At 66.7% G+C, this 12,984-nt stretch carries 18 protein-coding genes; 3 read left to right on the top strand and 15 right to left on the bottom strand.

The window, feature by feature from the left end:
• Positions 1-5: 5 nt before the first annotated feature.
• Positions 6-413, bottom strand: coding sequence for a VOC family protein (locus tag JANGC3_RS0101790; protein ID WP_026132418.1), 408 nt, complete (start codon positions 411-413; stop codon positions 6-8).
• A gap of 105 nt (positions 414-518) precedes the next feature.
• On the opposite strand from JANGC3_RS0101790, the gene JANGC3_RS0101785 reads away from it, so the two are divergent.
• Complete coding sequence (locus tag JANGC3_RS0101785; RefSeq protein WP_035787516.1) at positions 519-860, top strand: MmcQ/YjbR family DNA-binding protein; 342 nt, start codon at positions 519-521, stop codon at positions 858-860.
• A gap of 62 nt (positions 861-922) precedes the next feature.
• Here JANGC3_RS0101785 and JANGC3_RS0101780 read toward each other — a convergent pair whose 3' ends face one another.
• The gene (locus JANGC3_RS0101780; protein WP_081611730.1) at positions 923-1,537 is read right to left on the bottom strand and encodes a TetR/AcrR family transcriptional regulator; all 615 of its coding nucleotides are present in this window, start codon (positions 1,535-1,537) and stop codon (positions 923-925) included.
• 154 nt (positions 1,538-1,691) lie between these two features.
• Between JANGC3_RS0101780 and JANGC3_RS0101775 the strand changes: the two genes are divergently transcribed.
• On the top strand, positions 1,692-2,924 hold the full coding sequence (locus JANGC3_RS0101775) for an MFS transporter (RefSeq protein ID WP_017874761.1): 1,233 nt from the start codon (positions 1,692-1,694) through the stop codon (positions 2,922-2,924).
• A gap of 34 nt (positions 2,925-2,958) precedes the next feature.
• Here JANGC3_RS0101775 and JANGC3_RS28095 read toward each other — a convergent pair whose 3' ends face one another.
• The 4 genes from JANGC3_RS28095 to JANGC3_RS0101755 all read right to left on the bottom strand — a co-directional run bounded on the left by JANGC3_RS28095 (position 2,959) and on the right by JANGC3_RS0101755 (position 4,929).
• Positions 2,959-3,390 (bottom strand): DUF3224 domain-containing protein, encoded by a 432-nt coding sequence (locus tag JANGC3_RS28095; protein ID WP_017874760.1) that lies wholly within the window; start codon positions 3,388-3,390, stop codon positions 2,959-2,961.
• A gap of 212 nt (positions 3,391-3,602) precedes the next feature.
• A complete protein-coding gene (locus tag JANGC3_RS0101765) occupies positions 3,603-3,923 on the bottom strand; it encodes a hypothetical protein (RefSeq protein WP_157406408.1) in 321 nt (106 codons plus the stop codon).
• A 151-nt stretch (positions 3,924-4,074) separates the two neighbouring features.
• Positions 4,075-4,377: a hypothetical protein gene (locus JANGC3_RS32245; protein WP_026132417.1), complete on the bottom strand. Its 303-nt coding sequence runs from the start codon at positions 4,375-4,377 to the stop codon at positions 4,075-4,077.
• Positions 4,378-4,437: 60 nt separating this feature from the next.
• On the bottom strand, positions 4,438-4,929 hold the full coding sequence (locus JANGC3_RS0101755; protein ID WP_232429636.1) for a MarR family winged helix-turn-helix transcriptional regulator: 492 nt from the start codon (positions 4,927-4,929) through the stop codon (positions 4,438-4,440).
• A 99-nt stretch (positions 4,930-5,028) separates the two neighbouring features.
• Here JANGC3_RS0101755 and JANGC3_RS0101750 point away from each other — a divergent pair, with 99 nt between their 5' ends.
• Entirely contained in the window at positions 5,029-5,553 is a 525-nt protein-coding gene (locus JANGC3_RS0101750) for a PaaI family thioesterase (RefSeq protein WP_017874756.1), read from the top strand.
• Between the two features lie 29 nt (positions 5,554-5,582).
• Here JANGC3_RS0101750 and JANGC3_RS0101745 read toward each other — a convergent pair whose 3' ends face one another.
• The 9 genes from JANGC3_RS0101745 to nuoN form a co-directional block, all read right to left on the bottom strand.
• Complete coding sequence (locus tag JANGC3_RS0101745) at positions 5,583-6,935, bottom strand: S41 family peptidase (protein ID WP_017874755.1); 1,353 nt, start codon at positions 6,933-6,935, stop codon at positions 5,583-5,585.
• Positions 6,936-7,020: 85 nt separating this feature from the next.
• Positions 7,021-7,632 carry an RES family NAD+ phosphorylase gene (locus tag JANGC3_RS28090; protein ID WP_157406407.1) on the bottom strand — a complete coding sequence of 204 codons (612 nt, stop codon included), beginning with the start codon at positions 7,630-7,632 and terminating at the stop codon, positions 7,021-7,023.
• Between the two features lies 1 nt (position 7,633).
• The gene (locus JANGC3_RS32240) at positions 7,634-8,392 is read right to left on the bottom strand and encodes a hypothetical protein (protein WP_157406406.1); all 759 of its coding nucleotides are present in this window, start codon (positions 8,390-8,392) and stop codon (positions 7,634-7,636) included.
• Between the two features lie 104 nt (positions 8,393-8,496).
• On the bottom strand, positions 8,497-9,003 hold the full coding sequence (gene ispF / locus JANGC3_RS0101730) for a 2-C-methyl-D-erythritol 2,4-cyclodiphosphate synthase (RefSeq protein ID WP_017874752.1): 507 nt from the start codon (positions 9,001-9,003) through the stop codon (positions 8,497-8,499).
• Between the two features lie 22 nt (positions 9,004-9,025).
• The gene (gene ispD, locus JANGC3_RS0101725) at positions 9,026-9,733 is read right to left on the bottom strand and encodes a 2-C-methyl-D-erythritol 4-phosphate cytidylyltransferase (RefSeq protein ID WP_035788037.1); all 708 of its coding nucleotides are present in this window, start codon (positions 9,731-9,733) and stop codon (positions 9,026-9,028) included.
• A 51-nt stretch (positions 9,734-9,784) separates the two neighbouring features.
• The gene (locus tag JANGC3_RS0101720) at positions 9,785-10,507 is read right to left on the bottom strand and encodes a hypothetical protein (protein ID WP_232429635.1); all 723 of its coding nucleotides are present in this window, start codon (positions 10,505-10,507) and stop codon (positions 9,785-9,787) included.
• Positions 10,492-11,049 (bottom strand): NUDIX domain-containing protein, encoded by a 558-nt coding sequence (locus JANGC3_RS0101715; protein WP_017874749.1) that lies wholly within the window; start codon positions 11,047-11,049, stop codon positions 10,492-10,494. Before JANGC3_RS0101715 ends, JANGC3_RS0101720 begins: the two co-directional genes overlap by 16 nt.
• A 105-nt stretch (positions 11,050-11,154) precedes the next feature.
• Positions 11,155-11,478 carry a DUF2818 family protein gene (locus tag JANGC3_RS0101710; RefSeq protein WP_026132416.1) on the bottom strand — a complete coding sequence of 108 codons (324 nt, stop codon included), beginning with the start codon at positions 11,476-11,478 and terminating at the stop codon, positions 11,155-11,157.
• Positions 11,479-11,482: 4 nt separating this feature from the next.
• Entirely contained in the window at positions 11,483-12,967 is a 1,485-nt protein-coding gene (nuoN, locus tag JANGC3_RS0101705; protein ID WP_017874747.1) for an NADH-quinone oxidoreductase subunit NuoN, read from the bottom strand.
• Positions 12,968-12,984 lie beyond the last annotated feature (17 nt).

Here is a 12,984-nt window from a genome sequence, read left to right as displayed (position 1 = left end):
TGGCCTCAGGCGCCCGACGGCCCCTTCAGTTCGACCGTGTTGCCCTCGGGATCGAGCAGATATATCGACCACCCCTCGCCTTCGGCGCCGTAGCGCAGCGCCGCCGGCCCGCTGGCGACGCCGGCCGCCGCCAGGTCGGCGCGGATGGCGGCCTCGTCGAACGGTTCGACGCGGAAGCAGACGTGGTCCAGGTTGCGCCCCGCGGGTCCGGGCGCGGCGCCGCCCATGCGGCCCAGCTTGCCGTCCACCGGCACCAGGTCGACCAGGCAGGCGCCGGCGCGCAGTTGCAGCAGGCCGATGTCATCGCGGCGCCGCTCGACCGTGCAACCCAGCACATCGCAATAGAAGCGCGCCATCGCCTCTAGGTCAAGTACGCGTAACACAATATGATCGATTTCACGGATGTGAATCATCGTTAGCCCTTTCTTTTCTGATTGCCTACACCGCAGGTTGGAGCCGCGTGGCAAAATACAAGTACGCTTAAGTCCGGCTGAAAAGGCAACGAGGAGACGAGGATCATGGTTGATTTGAACGAGCTGCGCTATCTGGCGCTGTCATTTCCCGACGCGACCGAAGAAGAACACCACGAGCGCCCGTCGTTCCGCGTCGGCGGAAAGATCTTCGCGACCCTGCCGGACGACGACCATATCAACGTGATGCTGGACCCGGAGGCGGCGCGCATCGCCGCCATCATCACCACCGACGGCTGCAAGGAGCTGTGGTGGGGCGAGCGCCTGGCCGGCATCACCGTGACGCTGGAGCTGGCCGAACTGGACATGTTGGCCGCCGTGCTGACCGCCGCCTGGCGCCGCAAGGCGCCCGACGCGCTGGCCAAGTCGATCGATCCGGCGGCGCTGTAGGCGTGCGCTTACCTCCTTTCAAACCAAGGGCGTAAGCCCCCGGGCGCTGCCGGCCCGCCAGCTTAACTGCCGTACGGCCAGCCGAGCAACAATAGCTCGGCCAGTTCGCGCAACTGTTCGCGCGGCACGCCGGCCGCCGCCTGCACCGCCATGCCCTGCGTCACCGTCATCACGTAGCGGGCCAGCTTTTCCGGACATGACCCAGCCGGCAAGTCGCCCTCCCCCTGTGCGCGCGCCAGACGCGTGCGCAATTTCAACTCGCTGCGCAGGCGCCGCGCCGCCAACTCGTCGCGGATCGGCAGCGCGTCGTCGCTGCAGGCCAGCGCCGCGTTGACGCCGAGGCAACCGTGCGGCACGTCCACCCCGGTCTGCGCGTCGACGTAATCAAACAGCAGCCGCTCGACCACCGCGCGGGCGCTCGGCAAGGCCAGCGCCGCGTCGAAAAAGTGCATGCGCGTGTCGCTGTAGCGCTCCAGCGCCTTGTGGAACAGCGCCTCCTTGTTGCCGAACACGGCGTACAGGCTGGGCCGGTTCATGCCCATCGCCTTGGTCAACTCCGGCAACGAACTGCCCTCGTAACCCTTTTCCCAAAACACCTTCATGGCGCAGTCGAGCGCCTCGTCGGCGTCGAAGGTGCGCGGACGGCCGACTTTCATGGGGACTTTAATTTGTTTCATACCGATCGGTAATAAATTAATTGACAAGAACAGCTTCTTGACCGATTATATACTGACCGGTAAAAAACACAAGGAGCCAGCGCCCGCACCAGGGTAGCCGGCCGGGAGACCCGTACCACACCATCCCTAACCCCAACCCTGTCTGGAGATATATATGCACGCCAACCAACACAACGCCGCCGCGCCGCCGCCGGCCGAAGCGCCGACCCCGCCCGGCCTGTCGCCCTGGCTGGCGGTGGCCTCGGTCGGCATCGGCGCCTTTGCGCTGGTCACTTCGGAATTCCTGCCGGTCGGCCTGCTGCCGGCGATGGCGGCCGACCTCGGCATCACCAAGGGCCAGGCCGGGCTGATGATCACCACGCCCGGCGTGGTGGCGGCCTTCGCCGCCGTCCTCGTCACGGTCGGTTCGGGCCGGCTCGACCGCCGCATCGTGCTGCTGGCGCTGACGGCGCTGCTGGTGCTGTCGAACCTGATCGTCGCGCTGGCGCCGTCGTTCGGCTGGATACTCGCCGGGCGCGCCCTGCTCGGCGTCGGCGTCGGCGGCTTCTGGGCCATCGGCACCGCGGTCGGGCCGCGCCTGGTGTCGCCGGCGCACGCCGCGCGCGCCATGGCGATGATCTTCGCCGGCGTCTCGCTGGGCACGGTGGCCGGCGTGCCGGCCGGCGCCCTGATCGGCGAACTGGTCGGCTGGCGCGTCGCGTTCGGCTCGGCCAGCGCGATTGCCGTGCTGGTCCTGCTGGGCCAGGCCTTCCTGCTGCCGGCTCTGCCGCCAACCCAGGCGATCCGCCTGCGCCAGTTGCCGGCCATCCTGGGCATCCGCAAGGCGCGGCTCGGGCTGATCGCCACCGCCTTGCTGTTTGTCGGCCAGTTCGCCGCTTATACCTACATTTCGCCGTTCCTGGCGCAAGTGGCCGACATGCCGGCGACCGTCATCAGCGCCTTGCTGCTGGCCTACGGCGTGACTGGATTCGTCGGCAACATGCTGGGTGGCTGGGCGGTGGGCAAAAGCGAACGCGGCGCGTTGATCGCCACGTCCCTGGTGCTGGGCCTGGCCGCGCTGGCGATGCCGCTGTTCGGCGCCAACCAGATCGCCGCCACGGTGCTGGTGGGAATTTGGGGCCTGGCCTTCGGCGCCATGCCGATCTCGGTGCAGACCTGGATGTACAAGGCCGCGCCCGATCTGATGGAAGGCAGCAGCGCCTTGTTCGTCGCCACCGCCCAAGTGGGGCTGGCGTCGGGCGCGCTGGTGGGCGGCATTGCCGTCGACCATCTCGGCGTCGGCAGCGCGATGGTGGTCGGCGGCCTGTTCGCCCTCGGCTGCACCGCCGTGATCTGGACCTTCGGCCGCGACCGCGTGGCCGCGCTGAAAGTGGTAGCCATGCGCTAACCGGCGCACGCCGCCAAGCCGGCTCCGCTGCGCGCTAGGCGCCGCGGAGCCGGTCCAACACCAGGCAGTATTCACCGCCGTGCTCGCCCGCAACAGCCTTGATGATGCCGCTGCCGCCAACGTTGGCAAACACGCCGGTGCCGCTGCCGGGCACGATGTCGAGTTTGCCGCTGACGCCGGCCAGCGGCGAAAAGCAACCGTCATGTTTGACGATAAAGCTGCCCTCGCGTCCGGCGGCAAGCGAGACGATGCGTTCGTATCCGATAAAAGGCACGTCGCCGCCGGCGACGGCCGGATAGGCCAGTTGGTACTCCAGGGCGCCCTCGCCTTCGATGCCGCCGCTCAGTGCGTTAACAATTGTCGCGCGGCTCAGCTTGCCCGCGCCGGCGACGTCGCTAATCGGCGTTTCGGTCCAGGATGTGGCGCTGAACCGGGAGCTGATATTGACAGGGAAATCGAATGGCATGCTCTGCGTCCTTGCGTGAAAAGATACACAATAAAAATGGCTTGATGGCGCGCCAGGCGATCGCTTGATGGCGCCTTAACACATGTTTACTTTAGCATAATACTGTACGTACACACAGCAATTCGAAGCCGGACGCCATACCGGACTAGGCGCAGCAGCGCCCGGCCCGTGGCAGCCGGTGGTAGCCGGTGGTAGCCGGTTGGGCCGGAAGATTATGGCGAAGGCGGCAACGCTTCCGAGGCGCTGGCATCAGTGGAGGCGGCCGGCGACGCCGCGCCCGCCCGCTCCGAAGCACTGGCATCGACGATGGCGGTGGACGATGCCGTGACCGTCCGCTCCGAAGCACTGGCATCGGTGGAGGCAAGGGACGATCCCGCGGCCGGTGAAGGGGTCGGATTGGCGTCGAGGCCGACCCGCTGGGCCGCGAATTTTGGCGCCGGCGTCGCGCTGCCGGTTTGCTCGCCGCCGCATCCGGCAACGACCGCCGCGACCATCACCGCACCAAGCAGCCCATTATTTAAAAATCGCTTCATTGCTTCTCCATTTGTATAGGCTTGACGCCGCCGCGCGGCATCCGAGCACCACGGCCCGAATTGTAAAGGGCAAGGTTACGAATTGGCAATGTTTAATTTTTGATAGCCATTTTTGATAGCCATGTAGTACTACGGGAACGTAATCTTGCGTTTAGATGCGTCCGCGCTTGAACTCGGCCAGGAAGGCTTTGGCCTGCTTCGGCGACAACACCACGTCGGCGTCGCCGTGGTAGGCGTACAGAAAGGGCGTGCCGCCGAGCCGGTCGGTCAGCTTCGCCGCCAGCAGGAAGGTGGTGCCGAGCGGATACAGGCTGGTGTCGCTCAAGCGGCGTGCACACTGCACCGTCAGCGCCGGTGAAAACGCCTGGCCCGGCACCGGGCGGATCCGCACGGCGGCGCCGACCAGGCGCGACTCAACGGCAACTTGCCGGTATGCATACGTATCACGAACCATCACACTCTCACTCTGCTGACCACGGCGCCCCGCCCGGCCGGGCTGGCGAAGGTCTACATCTTAAGGCAATTCCGCGCCGGGCTGTGGCTCGTCGAGCAGCGGCGCCAGGCGCAACATCGCAAAATCGAGCCCTTCGTGCAGCGCCCGCACGGCCTCCCGGCCGAGCGCCAGTTCCAGTTCGGCCTGGGCGTTGCGCCATGCGGCGCGCGCCAGTTGCGCCTTGGCCCGGCCCGCGTCGGTGATCGTGGCGATGCGCTGGCGGCTGTCCGCGCCCGGCAGCAGCGCCACCCAGCCGGCTTCGATCAGCGGCTTCAGGTTGCGCGTTGCGGTGGTGCGCTCGACGCCGACCAGCAGCGCCAGTTGCGCCACCGGCAGCGCCGCGTGCTGCACGCACTTCAACAAGGAATACTGGGTCGTCTTCAGGCCGACGGCGGCCAGGTGCTGGTCGTACAGGCGCGAGACGATGCGCGCCATTTTACGCAGCGTAAAGCAGGTGCAGGGTAGGCGCCCGACGGCGCCCGCCGCCGGGTCGGGGTGCAAGGTGGCAGTCATATAAATAGGTGCATATACACGCAAATGCCGAAAACCCATTATAGTGCAGATCTGTGGCGGTTTTCCTTCGATTCAAGCAACTCGACAAAAGGCACACTCATGCAAGCACAAGACACCCTGCAAACCTGGCTGGCGGAAGAGGCGCAGATGCGCGCCCGGCTGGCGCCGCCCGGCGTGGCCGAGCGCAGCGCGCTGCGCGAACGCAGCGGCATGGAATTTCTCGGCGGCATAGGCGCCGGCGAGATCCCGCCGGCGCCGATCGCCGATTTGCTCGGCATCGTGCCGATCAGCGTCGAACCGGGCCGCGCGGTATTCCAGGGCACGCCCGCCTTCGCCCACTACAATCCCAGCGGCAGCGTACACGGCGGCTACGCCGCCACCCTGCTCGACACCGCTGTCGGCTGCGCGATCCACACGATGCTACCCGCCGGCAAGGGCTTTACCACGCTGGAGCTGAAGGTTAACTACATCCGCGGCATGAGCGACAGCACCGGGCCGGTGCGCGCCGAGGGCAAGGTCATCAGCGTCGGCGGCCAGGTCGCCATCGCCGAGGGCCGCATCACCGACGCCGCCGGCAAGCTGTACGCGTTCGCCACCACCACCTGCCTGGTGTTCCCGATTTAAGTTGTCCGGCCCGGCCGGCGCCTGCCGGGCTATTTCCCGCCCCGCTCGGCCAGCACGCGCAACGCCGCCTCCAGCACCGTGTCGCGGCCGCGCCGCAGGTCGGCCAGCAGCGGGCGCACCAGCTTGTGCGGCCGCACGCCCACGCCGACGAAGGCGCGCCCGTCCGGGTAGGTGTCGCTTTTGGTACAGACCGGCGCCGAGCCGCCGCCGGGCAAGGCGAAGATCAGCGGCTGCCCGGTACTGCCGCCGGTCGGCTCGCCGACGATGGCGCCGCGCCCGATCGCGTCGAACGCGACGGCGAAATCCTCGGCGGCGGAATAGGTCGCCGCGCCGCTCAACAGCACCACCGGCCCGGCGTAGTACCGGGCGCCGTCGGCCGGCCAGCTGCCGCCGCCGCCCGCAAACGCCGGCATCGGCTTGCCCCAGGCGCGGTAGCTCGGCAGGTACTGCCGCGTCGACCAGGCACTGCCGGCGAACGGCTGGTCCGTCAGCGTCGACAGCACGCGGTAGCCGAACGCGCCGTTGCCGCCGCCGTTGCGGCGCAGGTCGATGATCAGCGCCGGCGCCCTGGCGATTTGCGCAAACGCGGCCATGAAGCCGTCGGCCGCCGTGGCGTCGGCAAAATCGTTCAGCGCGACATACACGACGCCGCCGGCGAGCACGCGCATTTCGAACGAGGCCACGGCGGGCTTCGCGGCATAGCGCACCCGCTCGGTCGGCATCGCCAGCGCCAGCGTGAACGCCCGGCCGTCGGCGGCCCGGAAGCCGACTTCGCGCGCCGGTCCCGCCGTACCGCGCAACAAGCTGGCTGTGAAGGTTTTCAACTCCAGGTCCTGGGCGCTCGACGCGCTCTCGAATGACGCCACCTTCTGCGCCGCATAGGTCTTCACGGCGGCGCCGTCGACCGTGGTGATTTCCACGCCGGGCAGCACGCCGCGCGACCGCAGCGCCCCGTCGAACACCTCGGTGACGACGACGCGCCCCTCGACCAGCGCGGTCTCCAGCATCGGTTTGCCGTACAGGTCCCACATTTGCCCGGGCGGCATAATATTCGTGTGGCCGTCCCGCAGTGTGGCGCACAGCTCGGCGAGCACCTGGTAATACTCGGCGGTGGACCTGCTCGCCCTGACCTTCGGCAGATAGGCCAGGTACTGGGCGTCCCAGTCGAGCGTCTTGAGCTTCTCGACAAACACGAAGTTATACTTCACCTCGGACCAGAACTTGGACAGCCCGGCCACTTTTTCGTCATCGCTGATGTTGTCTCGGTAGGCCGTCGTAAAGGCCGGCGACTCCCACAACAGGGCCTCCGGCGCCGCGATGCCGGCGTGGCCGGCGGCCGATACCAGCGCCAGTGCTGCGAATAAAAGAATGCGTCGCGCCATCGAAGTTCCCAGTCCACATAAAAATCCCGGGATTATATATGGAATAATAACATTTCATTAAAGGCAAACCACTCGGCGGGACCGTTTAGATGCCAACGATGCCGAGCGTTTCGGCGGCGGCCGCGAAGCCGGGGTCCGCCAACAGCTTGGTCGCCGTCGCCATCTGGATTTTCGGTCCGGCGCGGTCGAACAATATCACCGCCATCTCGGTATTCAGGTGCCGCGACATATACACGAAGCCGTCGAACCGGCCCGGGTTGCGATGCACGGCCAGCGACCAGTGCTGCGTCGTCGCATAGTCGCAGGTGCCGCCCAGATCGGCGTGCCCGCCCAGGCGCTTCAGCGGCGCGCCGGTCAGGTTGGCCAGGCGCAAGGCCGAACCCTGGAAACGCCACACATATTTGCCGTCGAGCGTGGTCTGGGCGATACCGTAGCCGCCATCCAACGGCACTTCGTCGTGCAACACCGATTCGGCAATCGCCACCGTCAGGCTGAAACCCAGATAGCAGGCCGAGAATTCGGCCGCGTCGGCCGCCGAACCGGGGGCGTCGAATCGGTTCGCGCCGCTGCGGCCGAAATAAGGTTCGCCGGTGCCGTGGCTCGATATCCTGAACAGCTTGGCCGGATCGCAGCGCTTGAATGCCAATTTTTCGGTGGACAGATAAGGTGGCGGCAGTCCCAGTGCCTCAGCTGCCAAGTCAGCGCTCCGCGAAGCCGGCCGCGGCCACCAGAACGCCGTCGAAGTCGCCGTTGGCAAGCGCCACCAACGGCGTGCGTCCGCCCAGCGAACCCTTGCCCGTCGTGAAGAACTGCCATTTGCTGGGACCGGGCAAATCGCCGAGCGCCTGCGAGACCCGCTCGACTTCGCGGCGGTCGTACTTGGGGTCGGTGAAAAAAGCCGGGTACAACTGCTTGCCGGCGGGGCCATCGAGGGAAAACATGCGGTTTTCCTTGACCGCCTTGCTGACCGCCTGCCGGCTGATCGCCAGCCGCTCCCACACCTCGGCCGGGGTCAACAAACTGCCGTCGGCGACATGCTTGGCGCGCGCGGCCGCCGCTTGCCTGGCGTGGTTCGTCAGGAATGCTTGATTGTCGGCGGCGCCGCTTTCGTTCGCCGCGGCGCGCTTGGCCGGCGCCCCCGCGGGCTTGCCGCCGTCGGCCAGCCTGGCCAGCAGGCGCCTGACCTGGCTCATGGGAATTTCGGGAATCAGCTCGCCGAGCAGGGTTTTCGGCAATTGCTCGGCATTGGCCTCGGCGTCGGCCAGCATGCTGGGATCGACCTTAATGATCAGATAGCCCTGCCCCAGACTGGCCAGGCCCTTGATGTGGGTAATCGGCACCGACTTCACGCCGGCCTTGTCCTTGCCAACCAGTTGCGTGACAGTATGCCGGCCGTGCGGCGCGGCGCCGGCTTGCGACGGCGCCAGTGTACTCTTCTTTGCGTTCGATGCGGGCATGATGAACTCCTGTTGGCTCATACGTCAGTGTACACCAAGACTGAAGCGAGTCAACCATGTCAACCAACAAGTGGGAATAGCCGTGACAGGAGCGGGCGGAGGCGTCAATCCGAGCGCAGCAGCAGCGCGACGGCTTCCGCGGCAATGCCCTCTTCCCGTCCCAGGTAACCGAGCTTTTCGTTGGTCTTGGCTTTGATGTTGACCTGGCCGGCGGCCAGGCCGAGGTCGGCGGCGACGTTGGCCACCATCGCGGCGATGTGCGGCGCCATCTTCGGCCGCTGCGCGATGATGGTGGCGTCGATGTTGCCGATGCTGTAGCCGGTGGCGGCGACGCGCGTGCCGGCCTCGCGCAGCAGCGTGCGCGAGTCGGCGCCCTTGAAGCGCGCGTCGGTGTCGGGGAAGTGCCTGCCGATGTCGCCCAGCGCGGCGGCGCCGAACAGCGCGTCGATGATGGCGTGCAGCAGCACGTCGGCGTCGGAATGGCCGAGCAGGCCGACGTGGTGCGGGATGTTGACGCCGCCGATGATCAGGTCGCGGCCGGCGACCAGCGCGTGGCAGTCGTAACCCTGGCCGATGCGGAACGGGAGTGCGGGTGCGGGTGCGGGGGTCATGTTGTCGGGCCTTATCTAGGGGTTATTGGCCGTGGGCCAGGTACATTTCGGCGATGCGTATATCGGCCGGCAGGGTTACTTTCAGGTTGCGCGGGTGGCCTTCGACCAGCTTCGGCGACAGGCCCAGCGCTTCCACGGCGCTGGCGTCGTCGGTGATGGCGTTGGCGTCCGGCGCCGCGCCCAGCGCGTCGCTGAGCAGGCGGTAGCGGAACATCTGCGGCGTTTGCGCCAGCCACAGGCCGTCGCGCGGCAGCGTCGCCACGCCGGCCGCGGCGGCGCGCTTGACGGTGTCGACCACCGCCAGCGCCAACAGGCCGCCGACCGGGTCGGCGCCGACGCCGGCGATCAGCTTTTCGATCAAGGCCGGCGTCAGCCCGGGGCGCGCCGCGTCGTGCACCAGAATCCAGTCGGTATCGCGCACTTCCCCGGCCAACGCGCGCAGCGCGTTCAGCACCGAGTCCATCCGGGTGGCGCCGCCGCAGCGCAGCACCGTCACGCCGGCAGGCGGCACGACGGCATCGATCTGGCCGTCGTCCGGGCTCACCACCACGTAGGTGTGCGCCACCAGCGCGCTGCCGAGGAAGGCGTCCAGGGTGTGGCGCAGCATCGGCTTGCCGCCTAGCGGCAGGTATTGTTTCGGGCCGTCGGCGGCCATGCGCGCGCCCACGCCGGCGGCGGGGATCAGGGCGAAATAGCGCGCCGGCGCGGCGTTGTCGTTCAAACTTGTCATGGTGTGTTCTCGTGTCGCGGCGCGCACGCCGCCGGCGCTGTATTGGTTGAATTAGCGGGCCTTGTGCCGGCCCTGGAGTATCGACTGGATCTCGCCTTTGCAGGCCCGCCCCAGCCTGGCGTATTCCTCGGCCGAGTCGATGGCCGCCTGCAGCACCTCGACCCGGGCCATTTCAGCCTTGATGTAGGGCATCCAGCCGCTGTCGACCTCGCGCGCCAGCGCGTTGCGCGCGGTGCCGCGCGGCGCATACAGCGGGCGGGCCTCGAAGCGCCGGGCCAGCGCCGCCCGCACCGCCGCCTCGGCCCTCGGCAGGTGCGCCAGATAGGTTTTCATGTGGCGCAGCTCGTGCGCCAGGATTTCTTCGTAGGCGCAACTGCCCTGCTCGAACTCCTTGCCGATGTAGATGACGATAGGCGCGTAGTACAGCTTGACGGTAATCTGCGGCGCCACGCATTCGTAGCCGCTGACCGGATCGAGCAGCATCGGGCCGTCCAGCCCGATGGCCACGCGCGACTCGGTCTTGGTCAGCCCCAGCACGTAGGTGTTGGCACGGGCGCCGCCCTTCATCGCCGTCAGCGAGCGGTACGACAGGTGGCTGTCGATGCTGTAACCGTTCTGCTGCGCCGTCAACACCGAGACGGTCTTGCCGATACTGTCCTCGCAGCGGATTTGAAACGGCGTGCGCTGCGCCAGCGCCGCGCCGGCGGCCAACAGGGCGCCCGCCAGCAGCAGGCGCGGCGCCGTCCCCATGGCCCGGCTTACGCCGCGGTCCATGCCCCGGAGGTGAGCTTCTCCAGCCAGAACGCGCCGATGATGGTTTTGACGTCGGTGATGGCGCCGCTTTTGACCCACTCCAGCATCTGCGGCACGCTGGCGGTGAAGGTTTCCAGGAATTCGCCGTCGTCGAGCTGGCTCTGGCCGGCCACCAGGCCGCGCGCAACGAACAGTTCGAGGTGCTCGTCCGAATAGGCGATGGCGTTGTGGATGGTGCAAACGTATTGCCAGTCGCTGGCGGTGTAGCCGGTTTCCTCCAGCAGCTCGCGCTTGGCGCAGCTGAGGGCGTCCTCGCCGGCGTCAATCTTACCGGCGGGGAATTCGATGAAGACGCGGTCGAGCGGATAGCGGAACTGCCGTTCCAGCAGCACGCTGCCGTCGTCGAGCAGTGGCAGGACGACCACCGCGCCCGGATGCCTGATGTATTCGCGGACGGTGATTTTACCGTCGGGCAGCGCGACGCGATCGCTCTGCACCTTCAGGAAGCCGCCCTCGTAGGCCACTCCGCCGTCGATTTTGCTTTCTTTCAGATGCAGATCCATGCGCGCTCCGGGCGGTCAGATTAAGAAGTAGGCCAGGTTTCGTCGGTCGGGTTGGCCGGCACGGCGCAACCCGGCAACGTTGGCGTCACCGGTACGCCATGACGGTCAGTGGCGGCGCTTGCGCAGGTAGCGTACCACGAAGCCGGGATAAGCCAGCACCACGAACAGGCAGCCGGTGATGGCGTAGAACTCCCACGTGTGCGAAAAGGCGTTGCCGATGCGCGACTCCAGCGCCAACGCCAGCGCGCCGACGATGAAGTACATGAGCACCATTTCCAGCAAGCGCACGGCCAGCGGCTTGCGCCGCGCCGCGCCGTCGGCCGCCGGTTTCAAGGAAACCAGGGCCAGCAGCTTGTCGTTGAAAAACGGCAGGTTGGCGCCCGCCAGGGCCAGCGCGATCACCAACCAGCTTGAGGACGAAACATCCATCGGCTTAGGAAGCCAGCGTCTTGGTCATCGCGCTCAGGCAGGCGCTCAGCAAGGCGCCGGGGAACAGGCCCAGGCCGACGATGGCCAGGCCGTTCAGGCTCAGCACCACGCGCATGTCGAGGTTGACGGCCAGCGGCGCGCTGTCGGTCGGCTCGTCGAACCACATCATTTTCACCACGCGCAGGTAGTAGAACGCGCCGATCAGCGAGAACATCACCGCCAGGATGGTCAGCCAGACCTGGCCGGTGCCCAGCACCGCTTGCAGCACCGAGAACTTGGCGGCAAAGCCCATCATCGGCGGCACGCCGGCCAGCGAGAACATCAAGATCGACATGATCGTGGCGAACCACGGGCTGCGCTTGCTCAGGCCCTTGAAGTCGGCCAGTTCTTCCGCCTCGAAACCGGCGCGCGCCAGCAGCATGATGGCGCCGAAGCTGCCCAGCGTCGTCATCACGTAGGTGATCACGTAGAACATCGCCGAGCTGTAGGCGTTTTCGGTCAGGTGCGATTCAGGGCCGACCCAACCCGACATCAGGCCCAGCAGCACGAAGCCCATTTGCGCGATGGTCGAGTACGCCAGCATGCGCTTCAGGTTGGTTTGCGCGATGGCGGTCAGGTTGCCGATCGCCAGCGACATCACGGCCAGCACCATCAGCATTTGTTGCCAGTCGTGCGCCATCGGCATCAGGCCTTCCACCAGCAGGCGGATGCAGATCGCGAAGGCGGCCAGTTTCGGCGCGCCGCCCAGCAGCAGCGTGACGGCCGTCGGCGAACCCTGGTAGACGTCGGGCACCCACATGTGGAACGGCACGACGCCCAGTTTGAAGGCCAGGCCGGCAACCATGAACACCAGGCCGAAGACCAGGATGGTCGGTTTCGCGCTGCCGTTGGCGGCCGCCTCGGCGACCACGTTCAGATCGAGCGAACCGGTGGCGCCGTACAACATCGAGATGCCGTACAACAGGAAGCCGGAAGCCAGCGCGCCGAGGATGAAGTACTTCATCGCCGCTTCGGTTGCCTTGGCGTTGTCGCGGCGCAGCGCCACCAGCGCGTACAGCGACAGCGACATCAGTTCCAGGCCCAGGTAGATGGTCAAGAAGTTGTTCCCGGAGATCATCACCATCTGGCCCAGCAGGGCAAACAGGGCCAGCACGTAGAACTCGCCGCCCAGGTTACCGGACAACATGCCGCGGTCGCTGGCGTAGCCGCGCGAGTAGATCAGCGTCAGCGCCACGGCGCCGTAGGAGAACAGTTTCAACAGGTTCGACATCGGGTCCGAGACGAACATGTTGGAGAAGGTGTAGACGGTGCTGCCGGCGTTGAAGTCGACCAGGGTGAAGGCGGCGCAGGCGGCCAGCGACAGCAGCGACAGGTAGTAGGTGATCGTACGCTTGCCCTCGGACAGGAACATATCGATCAGCAGGATCGCCGAGGCGGCGACCAGCAGAAAGATTTCTGCGTAGAGCGGGATCAGGTGGGTGTTATTCATGGTGGTGTGTTCCGTCG

This window comes from Janthinobacterium sp. CG3, assembly GCF_000344615.1.
Classification (GTDB): domain Bacteria; phylum Pseudomonadota; class Gammaproteobacteria; order Burkholderiales; family Burkholderiaceae_D; genus Janthinobacterium.
This window is presented reverse-complemented; position numbering and strand designations above follow the sequence as displayed.

Bases quoted from the DNA above. Each gene is read 5' to 3' on its own strand.
- JANGC3_RS0101790 (WP_026132418.1), bottom strand. From the start codon at position 413: ATGATTCACATCCGTGAAATCGATCATATTGTGTTACGCGTACTTGAC.
- JANGC3_RS0101785 (WP_035787516.1), top strand. From the start codon at position 519: ATGGTTGATTTGAACGAGCTGCGCTATCTGGCGCTGTCATTTCCCGAC.
- JANGC3_RS0101780 (WP_081611730.1), bottom strand. From the start codon at position 1,537: ATGAAACAAATTAAAGTCCCCATGAAAGTCGGCCGTCCGCGCACCTTC.
- JANGC3_RS0101775 (WP_017874761.1), top strand. From the start codon at position 1,692: ATGCACGCCAACCAACACAACGCCGCCGCGCCGCCGCCGGCCGAAGCG.
- JANGC3_RS28095 (WP_017874760.1), bottom strand. From the start codon at position 3,390: ATGCCATTCGATTTCCCTGTCAATATCAGCTCCCGGTTCAGCGCCACA.
- JANGC3_RS0101765 (WP_157406408.1), bottom strand. From the start codon at position 3,923: ATGAAGCGATTTTTAAATAATGGGCTGCTTGGTGCGGTGATGGTCGCG.
- JANGC3_RS32245 (WP_026132417.1), bottom strand. From the start codon at position 4,377: ATGGTTCGTGATACGTATGCATACCGGCAAGTTGCCGTTGAGTCGCGC.
- JANGC3_RS0101755 (WP_232429636.1), bottom strand. From the start codon at position 4,929: ATGACTGCCACCTTGCACCCCGACCCGGCGGCGGGCGCCGTCGGGCGC.
- JANGC3_RS0101750 (WP_017874756.1), top strand. From the start codon at position 5,029: ATGCAAGCACAAGACACCCTGCAAACCTGGCTGGCGGAAGAGGCGCAG.
- JANGC3_RS0101745 (WP_017874755.1), bottom strand. From the start codon at position 6,935: ATGGCGCGACGCATTCTTTTATTCGCAGCACTGGCGCTGGTATCGGCC.
- JANGC3_RS32240 (WP_157406406.1), bottom strand. From the start codon at position 8,392: ATGCCCGCATCGAACGCAAAGAAGAGTACACTGGCGCCGTCGCAAGCC.
- ispF (WP_017874752.1), bottom strand. From the start codon at position 9,003: ATGACCCCCGCACCCGCACCCGCACTCCCGTTCCGCATCGGCCAGGGT.
- ispD (WP_035788037.1), bottom strand. From the start codon at position 9,733: ATGACAAGTTTGAACGACAACGCCGCGCCGGCGCGCTATTTCGCCCTG.
- JANGC3_RS0101720 (WP_232429635.1), bottom strand. From the start codon at position 10,507: ATGGACCGCGGCGTAAGCCGGGCCATGGGGACGGCGCCGCGCCTGCTG.
- JANGC3_RS0101715 (WP_017874749.1), bottom strand. From the start codon at position 11,049: ATGGATCTGCATCTGAAAGAAAGCAAAATCGACGGCGGAGTGGCCTAC.
- JANGC3_RS0101710 (WP_026132416.1), bottom strand. From the start codon at position 11,478: ATGGATGTTTCGTCCTCAAGCTGGTTGGTGATCGCGCTGGCCCTGGCG.
- nuoN (WP_017874747.1), bottom strand. From the start codon at position 12,967: ATGAATAACACCCACCTGATCCCGCTCTACGCAGAAATCTTTCTGCTG.